Origin of the sequence: Tateyamaria omphalii (assembly GCF_014651375.1) — a bacterium.
GTDB lineage: Bacteria > Pseudomonadota > Alphaproteobacteria > Rhodobacterales > Rhodobacteraceae > Tateyamaria > Tateyamaria omphalii.
Genome location: NZ_BMWT01000002.1, coordinates 908,902 through 934,236, shown reverse-complemented (window position 1 = coordinate 934,236; position 25,335 = coordinate 908,902). Strand labels below are relative to the sequence as shown.

The window sequence follows — 25,335 nt, the reverse complement described above, 5'->3', positions numbered from 1 at the left end:
CGCGCAACGACGCCCCACCCACCGTCCCATCAACGATCCGATGCCGGACCATGTAGTGCATTTGCAATCGTAGCTGCCTGTTGTTGGGTGTTGTCACTGATGGATGTGGTTCGTGGCAATGTGCCGCCCCGGCGCACGGGCACGACATCCTTCGGCATTTGCCGGACATGTACATCTGCCGGCTTTTCGAAAGTTGATGATTCTGCACGCGGGGGTACGTCATGGGCCATTGCCACGACGTCTTCCAAGATCCCCGGATTCATCCGTAGTGCCAGAAGAAGGCCCATGCCGGTCAGTGAAAACAACAAACGGCCCAACCACTTGGAACGCCGCGTGCGAGCGGCGCGTCGTTCCAGAACCCGTGCGTTTTCGATCTGATCTCGTGCCATGAATCAATGATAACTTGCCATAGGGGCGAATTTTGGGCGCTTTGCCAAGTTTTTGCTGATTTCGGTTAGAAAAGCATTAATGTGTCACGTCGCCGCCAACTTCCTGCGCTGCGGGATCATGCAATCGGGGCATTCAGCCCGAGTTTCACGTACTGGAACAAGTCACCGAGATTAGGCTAGCATGGCCATATGCTGATTGATCCACTGACCCTTTTTGCCTTCTCGCTCGCAGTTGTGCTGCTGGCCTTGACCCCGGGGCCTGATCTGTTCCTCATCGTAGGTCGCGGGCTGTCGCAAGGACGCAGTGCGGCTGCCTACACAGCGCTGGGCTTTTTCCTTGCAGGTGCTGTGCAGGTTCCTCTTCTCGCCCTTGGCCTGGCGACTGTTGTCGCCAACAATCCGCTCGCCTTCGATGTGATCCGCTATGCGGGTGGTGTTTATCTCATCTGGCGCGGGCTTAGCATGCTGTTTGGAACGGTTTTTGGTCCTTCCGAAGGCAGTAGGCCAGTGTCACCAGTTATCGCGATGAGGGAGGGGTTCACCGCAAGCCTTGTCAATCCCAAGAGCCATGTCTTCATGCTGGCGTTCCTGCCGCAATTCGTCGATCCAGAGGCAGGCTCAGTAGGCCTACAATTCCTGATCTTCGGACTGGTGATGCGTGCCGTCGCGCTTTTGGTGGAGATGGGCTTGGCGGCATCCTCCGGTGCGATTGGCGCATTGTTGCGCAAGTCGCATCGCATCCGGATCATGTTGGAAAGGGCGGCCGGTTTTCTCATTGTCGCCGTGGGTGTTCGACTTCTGTTGTTGGAAAGTCCCGCGGAATTGCAGTCGGACGGTAAGTAGACACTGCTTGCAAACGTAAACGGTTCAAGGGAATACGTCCTTGTCAACCACGCACGCCCGGCAAAGTGACTCCACACGGTAGAAAGGCAAGGATGCGTGTCAACCGCTACTGCGAGATGTGCCGGCAGTTACAGGTGATCCGGCTGTGGCATGCCCAGAACGTGGAACCCGCCATCGACGCGGATGATCTCGCCTGTGGTGCAGGCCCCGGCGTCAGAGCACAGGTAAACGGCCGTTCCGCCCACGGCATCCAGCGTGGCGTTCGAACGCATGGGAGCGTTCTGATCCGTGTGTTTGTAGGTTTTGCGTGCGCCGGCAATAGCTGAACCGGCCAGCGTTTTCATTGGACCGGGTGAAATGGCGTTTACGCGGATTCCTTCGGGACCCAGATCGTTGGCAAGGTAGCGTGTCGCGGACTCCAAAGCGGCCTTGGCGACACCCATCACGTTATAGTTCGGCACAACCCGGTTTGATCCCTGATAGGTCAAAGTGAGCAGCGTGCCGCCGTTCTCGATCATCATTGGATGTGCGCGGCGTGCGACTTCGATGAAGGAGTAGGCCGAGATATCCATCGAGTGCTTAAAGTTGGCGCGGCTGGTGTTCAGGAAACGGCCGGTCAGTTCGGATTTGTCTGAATATGCGATTGCGTGAACGACAAAATCGATTGTCGGCCAGCGGGCTTCCAAGGCTTCGAACGCTGCGTCCAGCGACGCGTCATCCGTTACATCAACGTCAACCATGAAATCCGAGCCAACGCTTGCTGCCAGCGGTTCAAGCCGCTTGCCAAATGCTTCACCTTGATAGCTGAACGCCAGTTCGGCACCGGCCTCGTGCATTGCCTTGGCAATGCCCCAAGCAATGGACCGATCGTTCGCCACGCCCATCACAAGGCCGCGTTTTCCCTCAAGCAATCCCGTCATATTGATTTTTACCCGTGAAATTTTGAGAGGATCATCGATCCGTTGGTGCCACCGAAGCCAAAAGAATTGGTCATCACCGAGTCAAGGCCCACATCCGGGTGCATTTCGGTCGCGATCTCGGATGCATTCAGCCCCGGATCAAGTGTTTCGACGTTAATCGAAGGCGTGATGAAATCATTGTCGAGCATCAACAAGCTGAAGATGGCTTCGAGCGCGCCAGCAGCACCTTGTGCGTGACCAGTCATGGACTTGGTTGAGCTGACAGGCGGCGTGATGCCCTCGCCAAAGACGCGGCGTACGGCCTCGATCTCGCCCACGTCGCCAACAGGTGTCGATGTGCCGTGCGCATTGATGTAGCTGACTGAGCGGTCTTGCGGCAGTGTCTCCAACGCGGCGCGCATGGCCCGTTCCCCACCTTCGCCAGATGGGGCCACCATGTCATGGCCGTCGGACGTCGCTGCATACCCGGTCACTTCGGCATAGATTTTCGCACCACGCGCGCGGGCGCGCTCCAACTCTTCCAGCACGACCATCCCGCCGCCGCCCGAGATGACGAACCCATCGCGATCAGCGTCAAAGGCGCGGCTCGCCCGGGCAGGGGTGTCGTTGTATTTCGATGACATCGCGCCCATCGCGTCGAAAAGACAGGATAGAGTCCAATCCAATTCTTCGGCGCCACCGGCAAACATTACATCCTGCTTGCCCAGCATGATCTGTTCAGCCGCATTGCCGATACAATGCAGCGACGTCGAGCACGCACTGGTGATGGAATAGTTGATGCCCTTGATCTTAAAACCCGTCGCCAGGTTTGCGCTGATTGTCGAGGACATGCATTTGGGTACGGCAAATGGACCAATGCGCTTCGTGGCGCCCGTCTTCAGCACCGTCTGATGCGCCGTAAGCATGGCGGATGTCGATGGACCACCGGACCCGGCAACCAAACCGGTTCGCGGGTTCACGATGTCGCTTTCTTCGAGCCCCGCATCTGCAATGGCTTGGGTCATCGCAATATGGGCGTAGGCAGCGCCCGGCCCCATGAACCGAAGGGTGCGCTTTTCCACATGTTCTTTTATGTCAAGTTTCAGCGTTCCGGCGATCTGGCTGCGAAAGCCATGTTCCGCCATCTCTTCGCTGGCTTCGATTCCCGAACGGCCCGCTTTGAGTGACGCCAGCACCTCATCGGTGTTGTTTCCGATGGATGAGACAATCCCAAGTCCCGTCACCACGACGCGTCGCATGCGCGTACTCCTTCGTTCTAGTCAGGGGGTATGTAGGACGGGGGGGCAGGTGGGCGCAACCGCCTTGCTTCGCAAGTCAATTGCGGTTCGTGTTCAGATCGAGTGAAAAAACGACTTGATCGGCGCCAAATCTGTGCAGTCGCGTGACTTCTTGAAAGCCAAGGCGGTGCAAAAGACGTCGGGCCGGCGCGTTGCGTTCCTGCGTTTCTGCCACAATGGATCGTAAGTCCTGATCGTTTTCGCAGTGGGTCAGCACACGTTGACAGGCTTCATATGCAAGCCCATGTCCCCAGTAACGGGGATCGAACTGGAATGACAATTCTGGCGCCACCCCGTTATGGTGCGGGGTCACAAAGATCAATCCAATGGAGATGTTTTCACTAAATCTGGCAATCCAGACATGTCCGTCACGTTGCAATTCGAGATATTTGTCAACAATGCCGTCAAGCTGGTCTGCCGAGACAACACCTCCCAGATAGGCGCGGACACGCAAGTTCTGAACCAGTCGCTTCACAAACGCGCTGTCATCAACAGTCAGGGAATCAAGTGCCAACCGCTCCGTCTTGAGTTGGGTTGCTGGCATGATGCGATCAGCTTTCGCTCAAAACGACCCTCATGTCTTTGACATCATAGATCATTTCGCCGTCGGCCTCGACGATGCCATCTGCAACACCCATGGTCAGGCGACGGGTCTGGATCGCCTTTTTGAAGTCGATCTTGTAGGTCAGCATCTTGCGGTCCGGGCGGACCATGCCCGTCAGCCTGACCTCGCCCACGCCCACGGCCATGCCGCGCCCCTGCCAGCCGCGCCAGCCCAGATTAAAGCCGGTCAACTGCCACAGACCATCCAGACCCAGACAGCCGGGCATGATCGGGTTGCCGGGGAAATGACAGTCAAAGAACCAAAGATCTGGCGCAATATCGAATTCGGCAACGATGTGCCCCTTGCCATGTGCGCCGCCATCGGAAGACACATCCGTGATCCGGTCCATCATCAGCATGGGGGGCGCGGGCAGTTGCGCATTGCCGGGGCCGAACAGCTCTCCGCGTGCGCATTTCAACAAATCGTCCTTGTCGAAGCTGGTGGGGTAGTCTGCCATTCGGGCCTCTTCTTTGTCGCGGGTCTGGTCCCGTTATGGGGTCCGGTTCGTCTAGCACCGGCTGGGCAAAGGGCGCAAGAGCGGCGACTTGTCTGGTTATTGGATGTGAGGCAGGGTCAAACAATGAAAGACATCATCGATCTCGACCGCTATCCGCTTCATCGCCCGAATACTCCGGAATGGGACGCACTGGTTGCCCATGCAAAGGCCGGGCTGGCGCGCGAAGGTCTGTTTAACCTCCCCGGTTTCATGCAACCGGGGGCATTGGCCTCTGTCCTCGACCACGTACACCCGCGGATGCGGGTCGAAAGCTTTCACCACAGTCGCTGGCACAACATCTACTTCAAAGATGCGGTTGACGGGCTTTCCGCGGACGACCCAGCCCTGACCAAGGTTGAGACGGCCAACCACACGTTGTGCCATGACCAGATGCGAGGCACGGCGCTTGATGACATCTACCAATGGCCCGCCTTCGCGGCCTTTCTGTCGGCTGTCATGGGCAAACCACAATTGTACACGATGGATGACGCGCTGGCGGGACTGAACGTGCTGGAGTACCGGCCGGGCGAGGCGCTGAACTGGCATTTTGACCGTTCGATTTTCACTACGACGCTCTTGTTGCAGGAGGCAACCCAAGGCGGGTTTTTTGAATACGCCAAGGACCTGCGCAGCGACGACGACCCAAATCATGCGGGCATCGCCGATCTTCTGGCTGGTCGCATCACCCCAACCCAGCTCACCCAGAACGCAGGCACGCTGAACGTGTTTCTGGGGGTCAACACCGCGCACCGCGTGTCGACTGTTGGCCCCGGAACGTCCCGGATTGTCGCGGTGCTGTCACACTATGACACTCCCGGCCGGTCCTTTTCCGAAGAGGAGCAGATGGGCTTTTTCGGGCGTGTGGCATAATGCCCTAACCCCTTTTGCGATTGAATTGCAGAACGATGGCCCTTTATAAGTGGTATAAGGGTAAGAGGATCGCATGATCGAAACGCAGCACAAAGTGGGAAGCGAATGGCTTGCAGGGGCCGGTTTACGCCCGACTCGGCAACGCGTGACGCTTGCCGCGCTGTTGATTGGTGATGGTCAACATCGCCACGTGACGGCGGAGAGCCTGTTTGAAGCAGCCAAGGATCAAGGCGAAGCTGTGTCCCTTGCCACTGTGTACAACACTTTGCGTGCGTTCTGTGACGCTGGGCTGATGCAGGAAGTGACGGTCGATGGCTCAAAAAGCTACTTTGATACGAACACCCATGATCACCCACACTTTTTTTGGGAAGATGAAGCGAAACTGACCGATGCGCCGTCGGATCAGCTGGTGATCGCGCAACTGCCTGACGCGCCTGAAGGGGCGGAAATTGCGTCTGTGGACGTTGTTATCCGCTTGCGCCGCAAAGACTGATTTCCATACAGAGCACGAGGGTGCAACACACTCCAGCGCTGAAGGCTTACCTAGTGTAACCTGTCACTTGCTGCTATAAGCTGTTATTTGGTCTTCTAGCCAAAAGGCTTGTCAGAAGCACAGCGCCAAAAGTGAATAATGTGCCAACCATCCAGCCAATTGGGGTCGAATATCCTTCGGCGATAGCGCCAACAAGGATCAGACCAATGGTTGCCCCCAATTGTTGCACCAACGAACGCAGCGACAACATGGTTGACCGTTGATGGTTCTCCACACTGGAATGCAGAATACTGCTGGCAGGTGTTTCCCCAACCCCCAGGGCCACAAAATAGACGATCAGGACAATAACAAAACCCACCACACCGCCCTGCAAAGCCAATGCACTTTGCAATACAGCAATGCATCCCACAGCAACTGTAAGTGTCATTGCATTCTGACGCCTGAAAACGCGGTTGATATGCGGCGACAGTGACGCGCCAATGGCGATCGAGAAAAAACAGGCTGCGGTCAACAGGCCAATCACGGTGTTGGCATAACCCTCTTCCAGCATTGGTTTGACGTGGGTGGGCCAAAGCACTTCGACCGGGTTCGTCGCCATAAGCAAAAGCGTCAAGGCCGCCAGAAGCAGGGAAAGGGTGGGGTGTCTCAGCGCGAGCACACCGGCGTCGCGGACAACAAACGGTACGTTTGCAAACCCCTGAACAAGCGCTTTTGGATGCAGCGGCCGTGGTTCTTCGACTATGGCAAAGTGGGTATAAATCAAAACTGCAGTCATCATCGCAAAACTGGCCGCGTAGGCGACATCATAGGCGCTATATCCATATTGGACCGCGATGGCACCGAAGGCGTCTGGCAACCAACTGCCAACGATCGCTCCGAATGCCAAACCCATACCGTTGGCCCATTGCGCTTTTGCAAGGGCCGGTTGCACGTCCACATTCTGCGCCTTGGCTTTGAAATGCTCGATGAACCACGCATCCAACGTGCCTGAGCGTAGCGCGCGCCCGAAGCCAATAAAGGCAAAGGAAAGGGCCAGAACGTAAAAGTCGCTTGATGACAGAAACAGGGCGAGTGAAGTCAGGCTGGCAACGGTCGCCGCCAGAAAGACTGGCTTGCGCCCGATGTTGTCTGCCAGCCCTCCAAAAGGTAATTCCATGGTCAGCGTCGTGACGGAATAGGCACCGAACAACAGCGAAATCTGGAACAGATCCATGCCACGGTCGACCAACGCCAATGCAACCACGGACACGGTCAGTCCCATCGCAAACCGGTCGAGGAATTGATGAAGCTGGAACAGCCGGATGTGCCGCTTTGCAGCGGGTGTCAGGTTCTGGAATGAAAATTCGATATCCGACTCCATCTACGCACCATGGGTTGCACGGGACGAGGGTACAAGAGTGCTGGAGCCGTCAGTGCGACGTTGTCTTGATGGTTGAAGAAGCTGTTCGGGCCGCGCCGGATTCAGTGCTGTTGCACCGCCACAGCGGTGGGTAACCAACGAACGTGACACACGCGCTCCAACGCCGGGATCATCGCAAACCGGCGCAGCTCCATTTGAAATGGCTTGAGCACAGCGAAGGGCCCAGCCGGTGCTTGGAGGCAATATTTAATAAATTTAATAAATAGAGTGGATACCTGTGGGCAACCTCTGCGATGCTCAGAACCACTGTCCAGGTTCCATCAACCCAAGGTCCAGCAATTGCCGCGAGTGCCATTCGAAGGGAGCCGAGTTGTGCCACTTGAATGTCTCGATGTCGTACGTGCTGCCGGGGTTCAACTTCAACGCCTTGGCGGTTCTGAACGAACAGATCGCTGCGGTCAGGTTGTGATGCCATTCACAGGCGTAGGTGTTGTATTCCTCGTCGTTGAACGTGTGGTCGTTCCGCAGTTTCAGGCCAGGTTTGGTTTTAAAAAGTGAAATACGGTCGATCTTGCGCCGCGCTTCGGGCACATGCTCTTCAAATCTCCAGCGCAGACCACCGTAGAAATTCAACTGACGTTCTTTCGGATGCCCGTTTTCACCCGGGCGGGCGAGGGCATAATACCCTGATCGATCCAGATGCGCGCGGTCCAGCGAAACGGCGTCGGGGCAAGACCAAAGATCATCGGCGTACAGGTCAACCACGTAAGTCAGCATTGCATCGCGGCGTTCTTCGGTGTGAAAAGTCAGCATTTCTCCGACTGACCTGGTTTCGCAGAACGGGTGGAATAGAAATTCTGCGTTGTAGCAATAGTACATCCACGTGCCGGAAGGCACGATACCAATGACCCCGTTCACGGCCGTCTCAAGCGCATCTGGAGCCGAGGTGTCAAAATCGATGCGTATCAACGTCTCTGAAAGGTCGCGGGCCAGTTTGAACCGTTTTGGCATGAACGCGATCACTTGCTTGAAACCGGCTTGCTGATGGTGTCGCAGGGTCGTGTCCACTTCGACATCGTCCTCAATCAGCACTATGGCAATGGGTCCCTTTTGCGGAACGGCGTCCTTGTCACGAATGAAGCTGTTTAAACTGTCGAATTGCATTCTGTGCCCCGGTTGGCGTCTTGTGGCGCTATTGGCGTCAAATTTCGGTTAATCCGCGCCGCATTGCAAGATGTCTGGCAGGCTGGTACAGCCCGCATTCCATCCGCATGATCCGGGATTGAAGCCCATGACGACGCCGAAGAAGCTCTTTATCAAGACCTATGGCTGCCAGATGAATGTCTATGACAGTGAACGGATGGCCGAGGCGCTCGGCGGGCAGGGTTATGTCGAAACGCAAACACCCGATGATGCAGACATGATCCTGCTGAACACCTGTCATATTCGAGAGAAAGCTGCGGAAAAAGTCTATTCCGAACTGGGGCGATTCAAAGGTCTGAAGGCGGAAAAACCGGACCTCAAGATCGGTGTGGCAGGTTGTGTTGCGCAGGCCGAGGGGCAAGAGATCATGCGACGGCAGCCCCTTGTTGATTTGGTCGTTGGGCCGCAAAGCTACCATCGGTTGCCCGAGATGGAAGCAAAGACGCAAGCTGGGGAAAAAGCACTCGATACGGATTTCCCGGAAGAGGACAAGTTTGAAAAACTCAAGAGCCGTCCAAAGGCTCAGCGCGGCCCAACCGCATTTCTGACTGTGCAGGAAGGATGCGACAAGTTTTGTGCTTTCTGTGTGGTGCCCTACACGCGTGGAGCAGAGGTGAGCCGCCCGGTGGATCGAATCCTGACCGAAGCGCGCGATCTGGTTGAGCGTGGCGTGCGCGAGATCACATTGCTGGGACAGAACGTAAATGCGTACCATGGTGCTGGCCCCGAAGGATCCGATTATACGTTGGCCAAGCTGATCTGGGATCTCGACAAGGTGGACGGTTTGGAGCGCATCCGTTTCACCACAAGCCACCCTAACGACATGACAGATGACCTGATTGAGGCCCACGGGACTTGTTCCAAGCTGATGCCCTACCTGCATTTGCCTGTGCAATCCGGCAGCGATCGGATCCTCAAGCGGATGAATCGCAACCACACTGCAGATAGCTATTTGCGATTGGTCGAACGTATCCGTGAAGCCCGGCCAGACATCCTGATGTCGGGTGATTTCATCGTGGGTTTCCCGGAAGAAACCGAAGATGACTTCCAGGCCACCCTCGATTTGGTGGAAGAGGTGAATTACGGCTACGCGTATAGTTTCAAGTATTCGACCCGGCCCGGAACACCTGCGGCAGAACGACCGCAAGTCGCCCCTGAACAAGCAGATGATCGCCTGCAACGGCTGCAAGCTCTCATCACGCGCCAGCAAAGAACCATACAGGATGGTATGGTGGGGCGGACTGTGAACGTGTTGTTCGAAAAGCCGGGTCGGTTGTCTGGGCAGATGGGCGGCAAAAGTGACTATTTGCACGCGGTCCATGTCGCGAATGCAAATGTGCAAGTGGGTGAGATCGCGCGCGTGAGAATCGTTGAGGCCGCGGCAAACTCGCTGGCCGGTGTTATCGACTGATCTGAGGCTTTGCCGGGAATTTGTGCACAAATTACCCGGCTCAATTGTAACCGCGGCCGTTTCTGACACAATATGTGGTTAAATACGGGTTCACAGAGTATCAATAATTGCCTACCCTTTCCATCAGAGTAGCGAGGGTCAGCTTGTTCCAGACATGTTTCTGATCCTTGCGGGGGACCAACAAAAAGGGACAGGACTGTGACGAAAAATTTTTCGAAAACAGTTGGTAAGCTTTTCGCTACTGCGGCTGCCACCGCGGTGGTGCTGACATCACTGATGGCTGCCGATGTGTCTGCGCAGGCTTTTGGTCAAACGCGGTCGCAAGAAGGGCGTGACAGAGGGCAATATATTCCGGGCATCTGGGTGGATCCGGATGGCTGTGAGCATTGGGTCATGGACGACGGGGCCGAGGGTTACATGACCCCGCACGTCAATCGGAAGGGCATACCGGTTTGCCGACGCGGAAACCTGTGCGGCGTGATGAATACAGATCAGTTTTTTAAAACTGACAGTTTCCGTATCCACAAGGCGGGGCGTGATCGCCTTGCGCAGTTTTTCCAGGGATCGACAGCGCAAGCCTTTATCATCACCGGGCATACCGACAGCCGTGCCAGCGATGCATACAACCTGCGCCTGTCGCTCAATCGAGCCAATGCTGTAGCAGCCATTGCGCAACAGTCAGGTGCACGTATTGCGGATGTGCGCGGCTATGGTGAACGCTTGCCTGCACAGCCCAACAATACGGCGAAGGGCATGGCAGCCAACCGTCGTGTCGAAATCATTTGCATTCAATAGGGGACGCACCATGACCAAGTTGAAACTCGTCCCGCTTGCCGTGTCCGGTCTTTTCCTCGCCGCCTGTGCGGACGGATTGGGCGACGGCCTGTCACCTGACAAGTCTATTGATCGCGGAACAGATCGAAAGAGCCTGAGCCAACTGCAAGCCGGCATCTGGGTGGATCCGAATGGCTGCGATCATTGGATTATCGACGATGGCATCGAAGGATATCTGTCTGCCCGCCTCGACAAATATGGCAAACCGGTCTGTTCTGGAGTCGCCCCGCCGACCCAAACAGTTGGTGATTTCAAAGGTGGTTCGACAATCAATGACCCCAATTGATTGGGACGCACATAAATCTCGAGGCCGGGGCGTGCGCAACGCCTCGGCCTTTTTGTTTCAGAGGCGTAAAAAGGGCCAACATCCCGTTGCGCCATCACGCTGAACTTGCGACCCTAGTGGCAATACAGACTCAAGGAGTGACATTTGACCCTAGACCAACCGCCCCGGGAGATGGTCCTGGAATTTCCCGACAACCGTTTGCTGATTGACCTGTGTGGTCCCTATGACAGCCATCTGACGGCCATCGAATCCGCCCTAGAAGTGCAGATCGTGAGACGGGGAAACGTGTTGGCGGTCTTGGGTGAAGAGGGGGCGCAAACGCGGGCCGCGGATGTTTTGAATGCGCTCTACCTAAGGCTTGAGACCGGCAAGGACGTTGAACCGGCCGATGTGGATCGAGAGCTGCGTATGGGACAGTCCGAAGAAGGCACGGGCTCTCGGCAGGGCGATCAGTTGGAAATGCCCGTTGGCAACCGCATTGAGATCAAGACGCGAAAGAAGCTGGTCGAGCCGCGCACGGATGCGCAAAAGGGCTATGTTCAAGCGCTGTTCGAAAATGAAATGGCGTTTGGCATTGGGCCTGCAGGCACCGGCAAGACGTACCTTGCTGTTGCCGTTGGCGTGTCGATGTTCATATCGGGCCACGTGGACCGGATCATTTTGTGTCGCCCTGCGGTCGAGGCGGGTGAGCGGTTGGGCTTTCTGCCGGGCACTCAGGAAGAGAAAGTCGATCCTTACATGCAGCCGCTCTATGATGCGCTGAATGATTTTCTTCCGGGCAAACAGCTTGCCAAACTGAAAGAAGAAAAGACGATCGAGATTGCGCCGCTTGCCTTCATGCGCGGACGGACACTGTCGCGTGCTTTTGTCGTGCTGGACGAGGCACAGAATGCGACGACCATGCAGATGAAAATGTTCCTGACCCGTCTTGGCGAAGGATCACGCATGGTGATCACGGGTGATCGGACCCAAATTGACCTGCCGCGCGGTGTTGATTCCGGTCTGGCTGACGCTGAAAGACTGCTCAAGACCATTCCGAACATCAGCTTCAACTATTTCACTTCCAAGGACGTGGTGCGTCACCCGCTTGTTGCCGCGATCATTGAGGCTTATGAGGCAGACGCAGAAGCGTCTTGATGCCGTTTTGCCTTGCCAAAATACTTCGGAGGTTCGAGGGGCTGGCCCCCGGTACTGACAGTTGCCACACGAAATAGATATTCTGATCGAAGATAGTCGCTGGCAGGATTTGGGTCTTGAGGCGCTGGCGGACACCGCGATCTGCGGAACCTTGTCCGCGCTTGATGTGATGCGGGCCGAGTTGTCGGTGCTGGCTTGTGACGATGCCCGTATCTCGGTGTTGAATGCCGATTTTCGCAACAAGGCCGTGCCAACGAATGTACTAAGTTGGCCCGAGGAGGATTTGTCTTCGGAAATCGAGGGTGCGGCTCCTGTACCGCCACGGCCCGACCCGAGCGGTACGATCAGCCTGGGCGATATCGCAATCGCATATGACACTTGTGCGCGGGAAGCTGCCGAGCAAAGTAAGCCCTTGGCGGACCATGTGACCCATTTGCTTGTTCACGGAACGCTACATTTGCTTGGCTATGACCATATCCGTGACCATGATGCCACGCGCATGGAGACACTTGAGGTCGAAATACTTGGCAAACTGGGGGTGTCTGACCCATATTAGGTCGCATTCAGGGCCACATGGCCCAAACGAACTGGATAGGAGCCAATGGGCGATATCGACGGATCGTCTGACGCGGCGCAACGCGCGCAGTCAGATACTGACATGACCGAACCTTCCAACAGTGGTGGATTTCTGGCGCGCGTCATTGGCGCGCTCAGCCCGTCGGACAGCACTCAGAGCAAGTCCGAAGTGCCGCCCCCTCGGCCACAATCTCATGGTATGATCAACCTGCGTCGCTTGCGGGTAGAAGATGTGGCCGTGCCAAAGGCTGATATCACCGCCGTACCAGATACCGTGTCACTGGATGAATTAGTCGAGGTTTTCAAGGACAGTGGATACACACGACTGCCTGTGTTTGAGGGGACTCTGGACACTCCCATCGGCTTCGCTCACTTGAAGGACGTGGCGCTGCAGCATGGTTTTAACGGCGGTGCTGCAAACTATGACCTCCGCGCGCGCCTGCGACCTTTGCTCTTTGTTCCGCCTTCGATGACCATTGGTGTCCTGCTCACCAAGATGCAGACCGAACGGCGCCACATGGCGCTTGTCATAGATGAGTATGGCGGCGTCGATGGTTTGGTAACCATCGAGGATCTGATCGAGCAAGTGGTCGGCGAAATCGAAGATGAGCATGACGTCGACGAGGGCGCTTTGTTCACGCGTGAAAAGTCTGGGTGTTATCTTGCCCTTGCGAAGACGCCGTTGCAGGAGTTTGAGGCAGAGATTGGTGTGTCTTTGACCACGCACGACGATGTAGATGAAGAAGACATCGACACTCTGGGCGGTTTGGTTTTCATGCTGGCTGGGCGTGTTCCCGCAAGGGGAGAGGTTGTATTGCATCCGGACGGTCCGCAATTCGAGGTGATTGACGCCGATCCACGCCGCATCAAACGGATGCGAGTGCGCTTGAAGGGGCCGGAGCCTGCCAAATGAACCTATCCCGTGCCCAGGTGTCCGCGTGGCCGAACTGGGTTTTGTTTCTGCTGGGGATCGCCGCCGGCGGGGTGGGGGCATTGGCTCATGCGCCCGCAAACTTTGCACCGGCGATCATTGTTCCGCTCATTGCGATGTTCCTGCTGCTACGAGTGGTGCGCCGCACACTTCAGGCTGCCTCTATAGGCCTGGCCGTTGGCGTAGGATATTTCGGCGCAACGCTGAACTGGATAACGGAACCATTTCAAGTTGATGCGGCCAATACGGGCTGGATGGCTCCCTTCGCCCTCGTTCTTTTGGCAATCTTGCTTGGTTTGTTCTGGTCAGCTGCATTGGCTTTGGCGAATTGGTGCGGCGGTCAGGCTTGGATCCTGGTGTTCAGCCTGACTGGTGCTGAAATCTTGCGGGCATATTTGTTCACGGGTTTCCCTTGGGCCACGCCGCCGCAAGCCTTAGTGGACAGCCTTGCCGGACAGCTCTTGGCCTTAGGCGGACCACATGGTGTTACGTTCGCCCTGTTAATGGCTTTGGCCGCTGTGGTTTCTGCCAAACGCCTTTGGTCGCAGGGGGTATTGATGGTTGGTGCTTTGGTGCCTGTCTTGATCCCACCGGCGGGGGGCCAAGCCCCTTTGACCGAGCACATGGTTCGATTGGTTCAGCCCAACGCACCGCAGAATGAAAAGTGGGACCCGGCACGCATCCCTGTCTTTATCAATCGTCAGATCGAATATACTGCTGCTGGATCGGTGCCGGACCTGATTGTCTGGCCCGAGACGGCCTTGCCTTACTTGGTCGAAACCGCGCAACCGGCCTTTGATGTCATAGCCGAAGCCGCACGGGGCGCGCCGGTTGTTCTTGGTATTCAGCGCAGTGACGACGGTGTTTACTACAATAGTCTTGTCATGTTGGATGCGACGGCACAGGTCACGCAGACGTATGACAAGCATCACTTGGTGCCATTCGGCGAATACATGCCGCTGCCAGGCCTCTTTCGAAGTCTCGGCATTCGCGCATTGGCTGACAGAGCTGACAGCGGGTATGGGCGTGGGCCAGGCCCGGTTGTCATGGATATGGGGCCTTTGGGGGCAGCGCTGCCGCTGATTTGTTATGAGGCTGTTTTTGCGCACGATGTCGGTGGCACATCGGTGCGCCCGACCTTTTTGATGCAGTTGACCAACGATGCCTGGTTCGGAGTGCGGTCAGGGCCACAACAACACTTGGCGCAGGCGCAGATGCGGGCCATCGAACAGGGGTTACCGCTTATCCGAGCGGCAAATACTGGTATCTCTGCCGTAATTGATCCGCGGGGACGTGTTACGGCCTCTTTGGCGCTTAACGAAGCTGGGTTCCTGGATGCGACCTTGCCTGAACCGGGTGCGCCAACCCTATACAGTCTAACGGGTGATTTGCCTTGGATTTGGCTGGTTTTGGCTGGTTTGATCGTTTCCGTGCTGCATCGTTTCCGCACCCGCCATACGCCCATTGACGCGCCTGTACTTGGGGCGTAAGTCCATCGGGACCCATCACAACGGCTTCCTGACGTGATGCGGATTAACCAAATGGAGCGCTCATGTCTCGACAGAACTATACTTTTACCTCGGAGTCCGTTTCCGAGGGCCATCCAGACAAGGTCTGTGACCGAATTTCAGATGCGGTGCTGGACGCATTTCTTGCCGAAGAACCAGAAGCTCGTGTTGCCTGCGAGACGTTTGCCACAACCAACCGCGTTGTTATCGGTGGTGAAGTTGGGCTGAGCGATCAGGACAAGTTGCATGACTACATGGGAAAAATCGATGAGATTGCCCGCGCATGCATCAAGGACATTGGCTACGAACAGGACAAGTTCCACCACGCCACCTGTGAGGTGACAAATCTGCTGCATGAACAATCTGCGCACATTGCGCAGGGTGTAGATGCAGCAGCGGACAAAGACGAAGGTGCTGGCGATCAGGGCATCATGTTTGGCTATGCCACGAATGAAACACCTGATCTTATGCCCGCACCGATCCAGTACGCACATGCGATCCTCCACCGTTTGGCCGAGGTCCGCAAAGATGGCACCGAACCGGCGTTAGGCCCCGACGCCAAGTCGCAGCTGTCGGTGATCTATCGTGATGGTCAGCCCGTTGGGGTCAGTTCATTGGTTCTGTCGACGCAGCACTTGGACGAAAACCTGAGCAGCGAAGATATTCGTACTATCGTAGCACCCTATATCGAAGGGGTGTTGCCGGACGGTTGGCTTACAAATGAAACCGAGTGGCACGTGAACCCCACCGGTAAGTTCGTCATTGGTGGTCCCGATGGCGATGCTGGCCTGACGGGCCGCAAAATCATCGTGGATACTTACGGTGGCGCGGCGCCACACGGGGGCGGCGCATTCTCGGGCAAGGATCCGACCAAGGTGGATCGTTCGGCAGCCTATGCCGCTCGCTACCTTGCCAAAAATGTGGTTGCCGCTGGGCTGGCCGACAAGTGTACCATTCAGTTGAGCTATGCCATCGGTGTGTCGAAGCCATTGTCAATATATTGCGATACCTTCGGCTCCGGTAAGGTGGCGGACGCAGCAATCGAGGCTGCGGTAGCTCAGACGATGGATCTGACACCTCGTGGTATTCGTGAACATCTGTCGCTGAACAAACCCATTTACCAGCGTACAGCGGCTTATGGCCACTTTGGCCGAGCACCCGATGCGGATGGCGGGTTCAGCTGGGAACGAACCGACCTTGCTGATGCTTTGGCGGCAGCAGTCTGAGACGCTAAAGGCGCAGCGTTCAGCTGCGCCTGTTTCAATCCATCACCAAACGGTGCTTGGTATTTGAGCTGCGCCTGATCTAGCTTTTACCTGTTCGCAGATAAAAGGCATTGGCTCATGGGACTTTTTCGTACGGCTTGCATCGCCGCCTTACTGGCCGGAGTGGCCATCGTTGGGGTGGCACACGCGCAGACAACACCACAAACCGGTTCCGAAGCCGAAGCGCTCCCTGACGCGGACGCTCTGCCAAGCGCGCCACTCGAACCACCGATGACCGTGATGCGCATGGCTGAGATCATTCGCGCCATAGACCCGGATGCCCAACCTGCAGGAAATGCCATTCAATTCAGTATCGACGACATACCTGTCGTGGTCATTGCTGATCCTGTGGCCGATCGGATGCGGGCGATGGTGCCAATTCGTTCGGCAGAAGGTTTGAGTGCGGACGAACTGATGCGTTTGATGCAGGCGAATTTCGACAGTGCGCTGGACGCGCGTTATGCCGTTGCTCAAGGCCGGTTGTGGGGTGTGTTCATTCACCCGCTCAGCCCGCTTGAGAAAGACCAATTGTTGTCCGCTTTTGTACAAACAATAAATGTCGCGCGGACTTATGGTCAGACCTATTCCGGAGGTGCAACCGTGTTTGGCGGAGGTGACAGCAACGGGATCTATCAGGAGCTTTTGAAAGAGCTTCAGGAGTTGGGCGAAGAGATTTGAAGTTCCGGACGCTTTGCTAGCGTGCTTTTCGCAGGTAGCGGAACAGGCCCATAAGCAGCGCAAGGATGGCCAAAAGTCCAAGCATGTCGCCTACCATGTATTTTAACATGCTTGCGATGAAGTCATCCTGCGGGATATTGCGGTGCCGGATGATGTGCACCAGCACCGAGATTATCACGGACGACGCGGCACCTCCGACAATCATCGTGCGCCACGCCTGTCCGGCGGTGACATTTCTGCGATCGTTGCGGATTGTCCAATCCAGCATGGCAAAGATTGCGGGAGCTGTGCCATAGCTGGCAGCCCACGCTGCGTAGGTTGACATCGTGTCAAAGGGCATGCCGACCCAATACATGTTGCCGATCACGATGCCTGGCATCATGTAAACGATCGAACGCCATCCTTCAAAGAAAGCGGAAATGACTTTTATTCCGAAGGGGAGATAAAACAAGGTCGCCAGCGTTGGCAGCATAGCGATAAAAAGCCTTTGCCCAGGCATGATCAGTTCCCATGTCACAACATACGCGATGACGAGGGCGCCGCTGTGTAAGGCGGTCTTTAGGACAAAATCGTTTGTGAGACGAATGGGTTGGTGAATGGGGTCCGACAAGCACTTTGCTTTGCTGTTGAGGTCGGACCTTTAAATTTGGCCCGACGCGCGGTCAGAGAGCCGATATAGGCCCATTGGAAATCCCTCACAACGCTCGATCAACCCCCGCTTGATCAACTGTTTGAGAGTTCTATGAAAAGTTGGCTGCGAAATTTCTTTTACAATCGGGTTGGCTCGAACAACGTCCGTCGAACACATCTCGTCGCCAGCTTCGTTCTCTTTTATGCACGCACAAAAAGCCAATACTATGTCGCGCTCGTTGCGCGACAGCTCGTGCATGCCGAAATCCTTCTCCATTTCTTCAAGCAGGGAACGCAATTGCGCAATCTGCCCTAGTATCTTTGTATCCACGGTTCACCTATAACATTACATCATCGCATTCAAACGTTGTAGTCAACGTGCAGTCATTTCGACAACAAAAAATCGGCATCAAATCGCGCCTCCGGTCGTTTAGCAGTCATGCGCGGTTCTTAGGCGTCACTGTCATACGTTGTCCGGAAGAATGCGTTTGTCACGGCAAAGTGCAGAGCAACCGATGTCTCGTACTTTGTCGCGGGCAATCGCAAGCTTGCGTCTGCTATGTAGGAGTGCTGTGGATGCAAATCCGTTTGAACAAACGAACGGGACATAATCAGAATGGCAAGCGTATTATTGGTTTCCCGAAGGCTCGCGAGACCGGCGATGGTCTGCTCAAGATCTGGCATCATATCGAGATCAACGGCAAGCAGTGTTTCGGCCCCATCACAATGTGCCGCCAACTGCAGGGCGGATGACAATTGCTGGTTCAGTATTGTCAGTGATTGCATGCTGTCAGACAGCTCGGCCAACATTGATGGTGTCATCGATCCTTTTGGGCAAATGAGGAACACATCGCGTGCCCAAAGATCATCGCCGGTATCAGGACCAGGTGTGTCATTTAGTCTCTTAGCGCCTGCACGCTGGGGCTCGTACCCTCGGCTCGCAACTTGCTTGAAAGGAACGACGTTGTTTCGGTGAATTGTGGCTAGTCTCGCAGTCGAAGAATTGCTCTTGGAAGACCCGATGCTGCTGTAGTCGCTTGAAAAGTCATTGTTATCTGGTTCGAAACCGGATTCGTAAAAGTCCATTCCATGCCCCCAGGTAGTCCAAATGAGAATTTTGCTAGGGGCGCGCGGTGAAATTGCCCCTTAATCCGTGCAGGGCGAAGTTCAATGCCACCCATAAGTGTAGTCAATATGACTTTAACAACTTGTTGTCAATTCTCTCTTGCTTGTTAAATAGGTGTTAATTTTGATTGGCTTGCCGGAACCTGTGGGTGTCAAAACAGGGATAGAGTTCCTTCGAAAGGCAGGCTTGCGATGCGGCTTGTCACTTTGACAAAGCTGATCTATACCGCGCCCGTTGATACGGCGTGACGAGTCACGAGATAATGCAGGGCCCCGGTTCATCGGTGGCCCTTAACTCGTTTGTTCCAAAGTGTCGTATCGGCCAATAGCTCAACTTGACAAGACCGGCGGAGACAACCGCGCGGCCCGCAAAACTGAACATAGTTAGGAAAACGACGCCACATGGCTGATAAAATGATGGAGGAATTCGAAGCCCTCCTGCAAGAAAGCTTCGAAATGGACACACCCGAAGAGGGGTCAGTTGTCAAAGGTAAGGTTCTCGCCATCGAGGCAGGCCAAGCCATCATCGACGTAGGCTACAAGATGGAAGGCCGCGTCGAGCTCAAAGAATTCGCAAATCCTGGCGAAGCGCCCGAAATCTCTGTTGGCGACGAGGTCGAAGTTTACCTGCGCGCGGCCGAGAACGCCCGTGGCGAAGCAGTCATCTCGCGCGAGATGGCCCGCCGTGAAGAAGCCTGGGATCGCTTGGAAAAAGCTTATGCCGACGACGCTCGTGTAGAGGGTGCAATCTTTGGCCGCGTCAAAGGTGGCTTCACCGTCGATCTTGGCGGTGCCGTGGCCTTCCTGCCCGGTTCGCAAGTTGATGTCCGCCCCGTGCGTGACGCTGGCCCGCTGATGGGTCTGAAGCAGCCCTTCCAGATCCTGAAAATGGACCGTCGCCGTGGCAACATCGTTGTGTCGCGTCGTGCGATCCTCGAAGAATCGCGCGCTGAACAGCGTGCTGAAGTCATCGGCAACCTGACCGAAGGCCAGAACGTGGACGGTGTCGTCAAGAACATCACCGAATACGGCGCGTTCGTTGATCTGGGCGGCGTTGACGGTCTGCTGCACGTCACAGACATGGCATGGCGCCGCGTGAACCACCCGTCCGAGATCCTCACCATCGGTGAGACGATCAAGGTGCAGGTCATCAAGATCAACAAAGAGACGCACCGCATCTCCTTGGGCATGAAGCAGCTGCAGGAAGATCCATGGGATCTGGTGGCCGCCAAGTACCCGCTGGAAAGCACCCACACAGGCCGCGTCACGAACATCACCGACTACGGTGCGTTCGTCGAGCTGGAGCCTGGCGTCGAAGGTCTGGTTCACGTGTCCGAAATGTCCTGGACCAAAAAGAACGTGCACCCCGGCAAAATCGTGTCCACCTCGCAGGAGGTTGAGGTCATGGTTCTGGAAATCGACGGCTCCAAGCGCCGCGTTTCTCTGGGCCTCAAGCAGACCATGCGCAACCCATGGGAAGTGTTTGCAGAAACGCATCCCGAGGGCACAGAGGTCGAAGGCGAAGTCAAGAACATCACCGAATTCGGTCTGTTTGTTGGCCTCGAAGGCGACATCGACGGCATGGTGCACCTGTCCGACCTCAGCTGGGACCAGCGTGGCGAGGAAGCCATCCAGGATTACCGCAAGGGCGACATGGTCCACGCGGTTGTGTCCGAGGTTGACGTCGAGAAAGAGCGCATCTCGCTCTCGATCAAGGCGGTTGGCGGCGACAAGTTTGCCGAAGCCGTGGGCGGCGTGAAGCGTGGCTCGATCGTGACAGTGGAAGTGACAGCCATCGAAGACGGTGGTGTCGAAGTGGAGTACGAAGGCATGAAGTCCTTCATCCGCCGCTCCGACCTGTCGCGTGACCGTGCCGAACAGCGCCCCGAGCGCTTCTCGGTCGGTGACAAGGTTGACGTTCGCATCACCAACATCGATAGCAAGACACGCCGTTTGGGTGTTTCGATCAAAGCGCGCGAAATCGCCGAAGAGAAAGAGGCCGTGGAACAATACGGTTCGTCCGACAGCGGCGCATCGCTGGGCGACATCCTCGGCGCTGCTCTGAAAGGCGACGAGTAAGAATACGCTTGTATGGTGCAAGTGTTAAGGGGCCCTTCGGGGCCCCTTTTGCTTTGTCGAATCATCCGGCGGTTTGCCTGTGCATAATGCTGCATCGCTGGACGTGGCAGCGGATCGACGCTGATTTTCGTGCCACGGCCCTGTTCTGGCACTAAAAAAAGCGGCTTCCCCCAGAATGGGCCTATTCCCGAAAGGCCCGTTTGTTCCTATAGTTACCGGACGCTAAGAGATAAAAAACCGAGTCTCTCGGGAGGTATTTAGAATGATCCGATCAGAGCTGATCCAGAAGATCGCGGATGAAAATCCACACCTGTATCAACGAGATGTGGAGAGGATCGTAAATACCATATTCGACGAAGTGACTAACGCGATGGCGCGCGGTGATCGGGTTGAGTTGCGCGGCTTTGGCGCGTTTTCGGTTAAGAAACGAGATGCGCGCACTGGCCGGAACCCACGCACCGGAGAAACCGTGGAAGTTGAAGAAAAGCACGTGCCTTTTTTCAAGACGGGTAAACTGCTGCGTGATCGTCTAAACGGGAAAGCCTGATGCGTTACATTCGCTATGCTTGCATTGCCGTCTTTGCGGTGGCTTTGATTGCCGTTGCGCTGGCCAACCGTGGTATGGTGACCCTCAAATTGCTGCCGACTGAGATTGCTGGTCTGTTCGCTGTTGCCCCAACCGTTGAATTGCCGCTGTTCGTGGTCATTTTCGGCGGCATCGTCGCAGGCTTGTTGGTTGGGTTCGTATGGGAGTGGATGCGAGAACACGCTGTCCGTGCAGAGAATTCGCGCAATGCCAGAGAAGTTCGCCGGCTGGGACGCGAAGTAAAGCGTCTGAAGTCAGAAAAGCATGAAGGCAAAGATGAGGTGCTGGCTCTTCTGGATGAAGCCAGCTAAGCCTGTTTTATGTCAGATCTGTCTGTGAAGATTTGCGGCCTGAGCCGCCCTGAACACGTGTCTGCCGCCGTGGAAGCTGGCGCGACTTACATCGGCTTTGTCTTTTTTCCCAAGTCTCCACGAAATGTGACCCTTAAAAAGGCCCGATCCCTGGCACTGGATGTGCCACCCGGTGTTGCCAAGGTCGCTCTTGTTGTCGATCCACATGATGCCTTTCTGGATGAGCTGATCGAGACTGTTCCGTTGGACATGTTGCAACTGCATGGCCGCGAGACTCCTGAGCGCGTGACACAAATCAAGGACCGCTATGGTTTGCCGGTAATGAAGGCGGTCGGAGTGGCAGATGCATCTGATCTGGCTTCCCTCGACGCTTACGTCCGAGTGGCCGACCAGATCCTGGTAGACACAAAGGCCCCGAAAGACGCTGACCGACCCGGTGGCAACGGGCAAACATTTGACTGGAGACTGATCTCAGGGAGGCGCTGGCCTGTGCCATGGATGTTGGCCGGCGGGTTGACCCGGGACAATGTCGCACAAGCTGTCGCTGCGACAGGTGCGCGGCAGATTGATTTGAGTTCTGCAGTCGAAACTGCGCCGGGGCAAAAGGATTCTGCACTGATCCGCGACTTTATGGCCGCGGCACACGCTGTTAGCTGACCCTTTACCCGGCCCACTAACCCCGCTAGGTCAAAGGCTCTGCAAACGAGGTGTGCGATGGCCAACGATCTTTTCAATTCCTTCATGACCGGCCCGGACGAAAACGGCCGCTTCGGCGATTTTGGCGGACGATTCGTGTCCGAGACGCTGATGCCGCTGATCCTGTCGCTGGAGGAGGAATACGAGAAGGCCAAAACCGATGACAGCTTCTGGGCCGAGATGGATCATTTGTGGAAGCACTATGTTGGCCGTCCAAGCCCGCTCTATTTTGCAGAGCGCCTGACCGAGCATTTGGGCGGTGCCAAGATTTACATGAAGCGCGACGAGCTTAACCATACCGGCGCACACAAGATCAACAATGTGCTGGGCCAGATCATCCTGGCCCGTCGTATGGGCAAGACTCGGATCATCGCCGAAACCGGGGCAGGGCAACACGGCGTTGCGACGGCCACCGTGTGCGCGAAATTCGGGTTGAAATGCGTTGTCTACATGGGCGCACATGACGTTGAACGTCAGGCTCCCAACGTGTTCCGCATGAAACTGCTGGGAGCAGAAGTAATCCCGGTGACGTCGGGCCGTGGTACTCTGAAGGATGCGATGAACGACGCCTTGCGCGATTGGGTCACAAACGTACGTGACACGTTCTACTGCATTGGAACGGTGGCTGGTCCGCACCCGTATCCGGCCATGGTTCGAGATTTCCAAAGCATTATTGGCAAGGAAGTGCGCGAGCAGATGGTCGAAGCCGAAGGGCGGTTCCCTGACACTGTCATCGCCGCTATCGGCGGCGGTTCAAATGCAATGGGGCTGTTCTTCCCATTCCTCGATGAAAAAGAGGTTGGGATCATCGGTGTCGAAGCGGGTGGCAAGGGTGTGAATGCCAAAATGGAGCATTGTGCATCACTGACCGGCGGACGCCCCGGTGTCTTACACGGCAACCGTACCTACCTGTTGCAAGACGATGATGGTCAGATTCTGGAAGGGTTCTCGATCTCAGCAGGCCTCGATTATCCGGGTATTGGGCCAGAACACGCATGGCTGCATGACATTGGGCGGGCAGAATATGTGTCGATCACGGATGTCGAAGCGCTGGAAGCATTTCAGCTGTGCTGTACGACAGAAGGGATCATCCCAGCACTCGAACCAAGCCACGCACTGGCACATGTGATGAAAATCGCGCCGGAGCTTCTGTCCGACCACATCATCTGCATGAACATGTGTGGGCGCGGGGATAAGGATATTTTCACAGTCGCACGCCACTTGGGCTTTGACATGTCTGGGCCTGAAGGGCGCAACGTCGAGTGATTGCTCAGACCGCGTAGCTGGTCAGCACTTCAAGTGAAACAACGTCGAGGGCGCGTTGATGCGTCGCCTTCAAATTCACTTGCGGTGCGCATCCCTCATCATGGGCTTGCAAGAAGCGGGAGGCGCACAGGCACCAACTGTCGCCCGGCTTAAGGCCAGCAAAACGGTATTCAGGCCGCGGGGTGCTCAGGTCGTTGCCCACATATTTGGAGTAAGCGAGGAACTCTGCTGTCATGACGGCGCAGACCGTGTGGCTGCCTTGGTCGGCGGCGCAGGTGTTGCAGTGTCCGTCCCGAAAAAAGCCGGTGACAGGGTCTATGCCGCAAACCTGTAGTTCAGTGCCCAGAACGTTGACGCTTTCATCCGGTTCCATGTCTCACTCCGTTGCCGCCACGATCTCGCGGAACATGTCGATGTTGGCTTCGTTTACACCTGCTTCACGAAACTTGCGGTCAGCCGCTGTGGTGACGATCACGACACCCGCCTGCTGATCGATATAGAGGTATTGCCCGTAGATACCACGCCCCATGAACTGACCATCTTCGGCACCAACGGGGATCCACCATTGATATCCGTAGCCTATGCGACCCGGTTCAGTTGGCGCGCTGGCCTGGGTCGAGGCTGCAATCCAGTCAGCGGGCACGATTTGTTGTCCTTGCCAACGGCCGTCCTGCAGGATCATTTGCCCAAAACGGGCATAGTCCCGCGTGGTGATGTTCAGACCCCCAAGTACGAAGGCGACGCCGACTCCGTCCGTCAGGTAGAGTGGGGAGTGCTCGAGCCCGAGTGGCACAATCAGCTTTTCTGCCATCAGATCAGGGATATCACGCCCTGTCGCACCGCGCGCGACCATGCCAACAATGTGGGTATCTATTGACGTGTATTGCCACGTGTCACCCGGTTGAACAAAGGTTTCGGTCAGCCCGGCTGCAAAGTCATCCATCTTGCCGCCAAGGGCAAGAACACGACCCATCCTGTTGATGTCACTGTCATAGTCCAGATAGTCTTCGTCAAACGTGACGCCGCTGGTCATTTGTAAAACATTGCAGATCGTTGCGCCGTCATACGCTCCGCCTTTGAGCATGGGAGCGTAGTCCGTGACCGGGTCATCCAACGAGGTGATGGCACCTTCCTCTACCAGAATGCCGAAGAGGGCCGAGAGGTAGCTTTTGGCGACAGACCAACTGATGCGGAGATCGTCGGTTGTTGTGCCTTGGTAATATGCCTCATGCACGATTTGGCCGTCCTTGAGCACCAGTACCGATGTGACGGTCCGGTCGATCACCCAAGGTTCGTATGAGGCAGGCATCTTCATGGCTGCGCCATCGGGCAGTGGGCTTGTTGGCCCATCGCCCTTTGAAATTTCCCTGTGGAGAAACGCGCCGTCCATGTTGGAGAAATTCGACACAATCCGATCTTCGTCAAAAAGCGAGTTGACGGCGAGCAGTCGCGTGACTTCCTCTCGCTTCCAAAAAGCAACCAGAATGGCAGCTATAGTCAACGCAACAATTACTCTGACTATCCATTTTAGAACAATTCGCATCTTTATCCTCCACCTCGG

29 protein-coding genes and 1 riboswitch are annotated in these 25,335 nt (G+C 56.0%); of the genes, 17 read left to right on the top strand and 12 right to left on the bottom strand.

Features of this window, described 5'->3' with window-relative positions; genetic code table 11:
* Positions 1-29: 29 nt before the first annotated feature.
* Positions 30-389, bottom strand: coding sequence for a hypothetical protein (locus IE087_RS10240; RefSeq protein WP_189369204.1), 360 nt, complete (start codon positions 387-389; stop codon positions 30-32).
* A gap of 189 nt (positions 390-578) precedes the next feature.
* Here IE087_RS10240 and IE087_RS10235 point away from each other — a divergent pair, with 189 nt between their 5' ends.
* Positions 579-1,232, top strand: a complete 654-nt coding sequence (locus IE087_RS10235) for a LysE family translocator (RefSeq protein WP_189369203.1) — start codon at positions 579-581, stop codon at positions 1,230-1,232.
* Between the two features lie 128 nt (positions 1,233-1,360).
* On the opposite strand, the gene IE087_RS10230 is transcribed toward IE087_RS10235, so the two are convergent.
* From IE087_RS10230 to fabA, 4 genes are all read right to left on the bottom strand, one after another.
* Entirely contained in the window at positions 1,361-2,152 is a 792-nt protein-coding gene (locus tag IE087_RS10230; protein WP_189369202.1) for an enoyl-ACP reductase FabI, read from the bottom strand.
* Between the two features lie 8 nt (positions 2,153-2,160).
* Entirely contained in the window at positions 2,161-3,390 is a 1,230-nt protein-coding gene (fabB, locus tag IE087_RS10225; RefSeq protein ID WP_189369201.1) for a beta-ketoacyl-ACP synthase I, read from the bottom strand.
* Between the two features lie 76 nt (positions 3,391-3,466).
* On the bottom strand, positions 3,467-3,973 hold the full coding sequence (locus IE087_RS10220) for a GNAT family N-acetyltransferase (protein WP_189369200.1): 507 nt from the start codon (positions 3,971-3,973) through the stop codon (positions 3,467-3,469).
* A 7-nt stretch (positions 3,974-3,980) separates the two neighbouring features.
* Positions 3,981-4,490, bottom strand: coding sequence for a bifunctional 3-hydroxydecanoyl-ACP dehydratase/trans-2-decenoyl-ACP isomerase (gene fabA, locus IE087_RS10215; protein ID WP_189369199.1), 510 nt, complete (start codon positions 4,488-4,490; stop codon positions 3,981-3,983).
* A gap of 123 nt (positions 4,491-4,613) precedes the next feature.
* Between fabA and IE087_RS10210 the strand changes: the two genes are divergently transcribed.
* Both IE087_RS10210 and irr read left to right on the top strand, forming a co-directional pair.
* Positions 4,614-5,399: a 2OG-Fe(II) oxygenase gene (locus tag IE087_RS10210; protein WP_189369198.1), complete on the top strand. Its 786-nt coding sequence runs from the start codon at positions 4,614-4,616 to the stop codon at positions 5,397-5,399.
* Between the two features lie 73 nt (positions 5,400-5,472).
* Complete coding sequence (irr, locus tag IE087_RS10205) at positions 5,473-5,892, top strand: Fur family transcriptional regulator Irr (protein WP_189369197.1); 420 nt, start codon at positions 5,473-5,475, stop codon at positions 5,890-5,892.
* Between the two features lie 73 nt (positions 5,893-5,965).
* Here irr and IE087_RS10200 read toward each other — a convergent pair whose 3' ends face one another.
* Together IE087_RS10200 and IE087_RS10195 are read right to left on the bottom strand one after the other, a co-directional pair.
* Positions 5,966-7,252 carry an MFS transporter gene (locus IE087_RS10200; RefSeq protein WP_189369196.1) on the bottom strand — a complete coding sequence of 429 codons (1,287 nt, stop codon included), beginning with the start codon at positions 7,250-7,252 and terminating at the stop codon, positions 5,966-5,968.
* Between the two features lie 297 nt (positions 7,253-7,549).
* Positions 7,550-8,416 carry a hypothetical protein gene (locus IE087_RS10195; protein ID WP_189369195.1) on the bottom strand — a complete coding sequence of 289 codons (867 nt, stop codon included), beginning with the start codon at positions 8,414-8,416 and terminating at the stop codon, positions 7,550-7,552.
* 127 nt (positions 8,417-8,543) lie between these two features.
* Between IE087_RS10195 and miaB the strand changes: the two genes are divergently transcribed.
* The 9 genes from miaB to IE087_RS10150 all read left to right on the top strand — a co-directional run bounded on the left by miaB (position 8,544) and on the right by IE087_RS10150 (position 17,081).
* Entirely contained in the window at positions 8,544-9,866 is a 1,323-nt protein-coding gene (miaB, locus tag IE087_RS10190) for a tRNA (N6-isopentenyl adenosine(37)-C2)-methylthiotransferase MiaB (RefSeq protein ID WP_189369194.1), read from the top strand.
* Positions 9,867-10,142: 276 nt separating this feature from the next.
* Positions 10,143-10,661, top strand: coding sequence for an OmpA family protein (locus IE087_RS10185; protein ID WP_189369320.1), 519 nt, complete (start codon positions 10,143-10,145; stop codon positions 10,659-10,661).
* 10 nt (positions 10,662-10,671) lie between these two features.
* Complete coding sequence (locus IE087_RS10180; RefSeq protein ID WP_189369193.1) at positions 10,672-10,986, top strand: hypothetical protein; 315 nt, start codon at positions 10,672-10,674, stop codon at positions 10,984-10,986.
* A 171-nt stretch (positions 10,987-11,157) separates the two neighbouring features.
* On the top strand, positions 11,158-12,123 hold the full coding sequence (locus tag IE087_RS10175) for a PhoH family protein (protein ID WP_189369192.1): 966 nt from the start codon (positions 11,158-11,160) through the stop codon (positions 12,121-12,123).
* A gap of 61 nt (positions 12,124-12,184) precedes the next feature.
* Positions 12,185-12,679 carry an rRNA maturation RNase YbeY gene (ybeY, locus tag IE087_RS10170; RefSeq protein WP_189369191.1) on the top strand — a complete coding sequence of 165 codons (495 nt, stop codon included), beginning with the start codon at positions 12,185-12,187 and terminating at the stop codon, positions 12,677-12,679.
* A 45-nt stretch (positions 12,680-12,724) separates the two neighbouring features.
* Positions 12,725-13,612: a hemolysin family protein gene (locus tag IE087_RS10165; protein ID WP_189369190.1), complete on the top strand. Its 888-nt coding sequence runs from the start codon at positions 12,725-12,727 to the stop codon at positions 13,610-13,612.
* Positions 13,609-15,120 (top strand): apolipoprotein N-acyltransferase, encoded by a 1,512-nt coding sequence (lnt, locus tag IE087_RS10160; RefSeq protein ID WP_189369189.1) that lies wholly within the window; start codon positions 13,609-13,611, stop codon positions 15,118-15,120. Before IE087_RS10165 ends, lnt begins: the two co-directional genes overlap by 4 nt.
* 9 nt (positions 15,121-15,129) lie before the next feature.
* A riboswitch (SAM-SAH riboswitch) is annotated at positions 15,130-15,179 on the top strand.
* Between the two features lie 3 nt (positions 15,180-15,182).
* Complete coding sequence (metK, locus tag IE087_RS10155) at positions 15,183-16,364, top strand: methionine adenosyltransferase (protein ID WP_189369188.1); 1,182 nt, start codon at positions 15,183-15,185, stop codon at positions 16,362-16,364.
* A 117-nt stretch (positions 16,365-16,481) separates the two neighbouring features.
* Complete coding sequence (locus IE087_RS10150; protein ID WP_229801331.1) at positions 16,482-17,081, top strand: polysaccharide deacetylase family protein; 600 nt, start codon at positions 16,482-16,484, stop codon at positions 17,079-17,081.
* A gap of 16 nt (positions 17,082-17,097) precedes the next feature.
* On the opposite strand, the gene IE087_RS10145 is transcribed toward IE087_RS10150, so the two are convergent.
* The 3 genes from IE087_RS10145 to IE087_RS10135 all read right to left on the bottom strand — a co-directional run bounded on the left by IE087_RS10145 (position 17,098) and on the right by IE087_RS10135 (position 18,533).
* The gene (locus IE087_RS10145; RefSeq protein WP_189369187.1) at positions 17,098-17,691 is read right to left on the bottom strand and encodes a hypothetical protein; all 594 of its coding nucleotides are present in this window, start codon (positions 17,689-17,691) and stop codon (positions 17,098-17,100) included.
* Positions 17,692-17,721: 30 nt separating this feature from the next.
* A complete protein-coding gene (locus tag IE087_RS10140; RefSeq protein ID WP_189369186.1) occupies positions 17,722-18,042 on the bottom strand; it encodes a helix-turn-helix domain-containing protein in 321 nt (106 codons plus the stop codon).
* Positions 18,043-18,161: 119 nt separating this feature from the next.
* Positions 18,162-18,533, bottom strand: coding sequence for a hypothetical protein (locus tag IE087_RS10135; RefSeq protein ID WP_189369185.1), 372 nt, complete (start codon positions 18,531-18,533; stop codon positions 18,162-18,164).
* A 720-nt stretch (positions 18,534-19,253) separates the two neighbouring features.
* Here IE087_RS10135 and rpsA point away from each other — a divergent pair.
* From rpsA to trpB, 5 genes are all read left to right on the top strand, one after another.
* Positions 19,254-20,915, top strand: a complete 1,662-nt coding sequence (gene rpsA / locus IE087_RS10130; RefSeq protein WP_373296503.1) for a 30S ribosomal protein S1 — start codon at positions 19,254-19,256, stop codon at positions 20,913-20,915.
* Between the two features lie 262 nt (positions 20,916-21,177).
* Positions 21,178-21,462 (top strand): integration host factor subunit beta, encoded by a 285-nt coding sequence (gene ihfB / locus IE087_RS10125; RefSeq protein ID WP_189369183.1) that lies wholly within the window; start codon positions 21,178-21,180, stop codon positions 21,460-21,462.
* The gene (locus IE087_RS10120) at positions 21,462-21,812 is read left to right on the top strand and encodes a LapA family protein (protein ID WP_189369182.1); all 351 of its coding nucleotides are present in this window, start codon (positions 21,462-21,464) and stop codon (positions 21,810-21,812) included. The genes ihfB and IE087_RS10120 overlap by 1 nt, the downstream gene beginning before the upstream one ends.
* 9 nt (positions 21,813-21,821) lie before the next feature.
* The gene (locus tag IE087_RS10115; protein ID WP_189369181.1) at positions 21,822-22,469 is read left to right on the top strand and encodes a phosphoribosylanthranilate isomerase; all 648 of its coding nucleotides are present in this window, start codon (positions 21,822-21,824) and stop codon (positions 22,467-22,469) included.
* Positions 22,470-22,526: 57 nt separating this feature from the next.
* Positions 22,527-23,774, top strand: coding sequence for a tryptophan synthase subunit beta (gene trpB, locus IE087_RS10110; protein ID WP_189369180.1), 1,248 nt, complete (start codon positions 22,527-22,529; stop codon positions 23,772-23,774).
* Positions 23,775-23,778: 4 nt separating this feature from the next.
* Here the strand turns inward: trpB and IE087_RS10105 are convergent, their stop codons facing one another.
* On the bottom strand, positions 23,779-24,147 hold the full coding sequence (locus tag IE087_RS10105; protein WP_189369179.1) for a DUF2237 family protein: 369 nt from the start codon (positions 24,145-24,147) through the stop codon (positions 23,779-23,781).
* 3 nt (positions 24,148-24,150) lie between these two features.
* The gene (locus IE087_RS10100) at positions 24,151-25,317 is read right to left on the bottom strand and encodes a serine hydrolase domain-containing protein (protein ID WP_189369178.1); all 1,167 of its coding nucleotides are present in this window, start codon (positions 25,315-25,317) and stop codon (positions 24,151-24,153) included.
* Positions 25,318-25,335 lie beyond the last annotated feature (18 nt).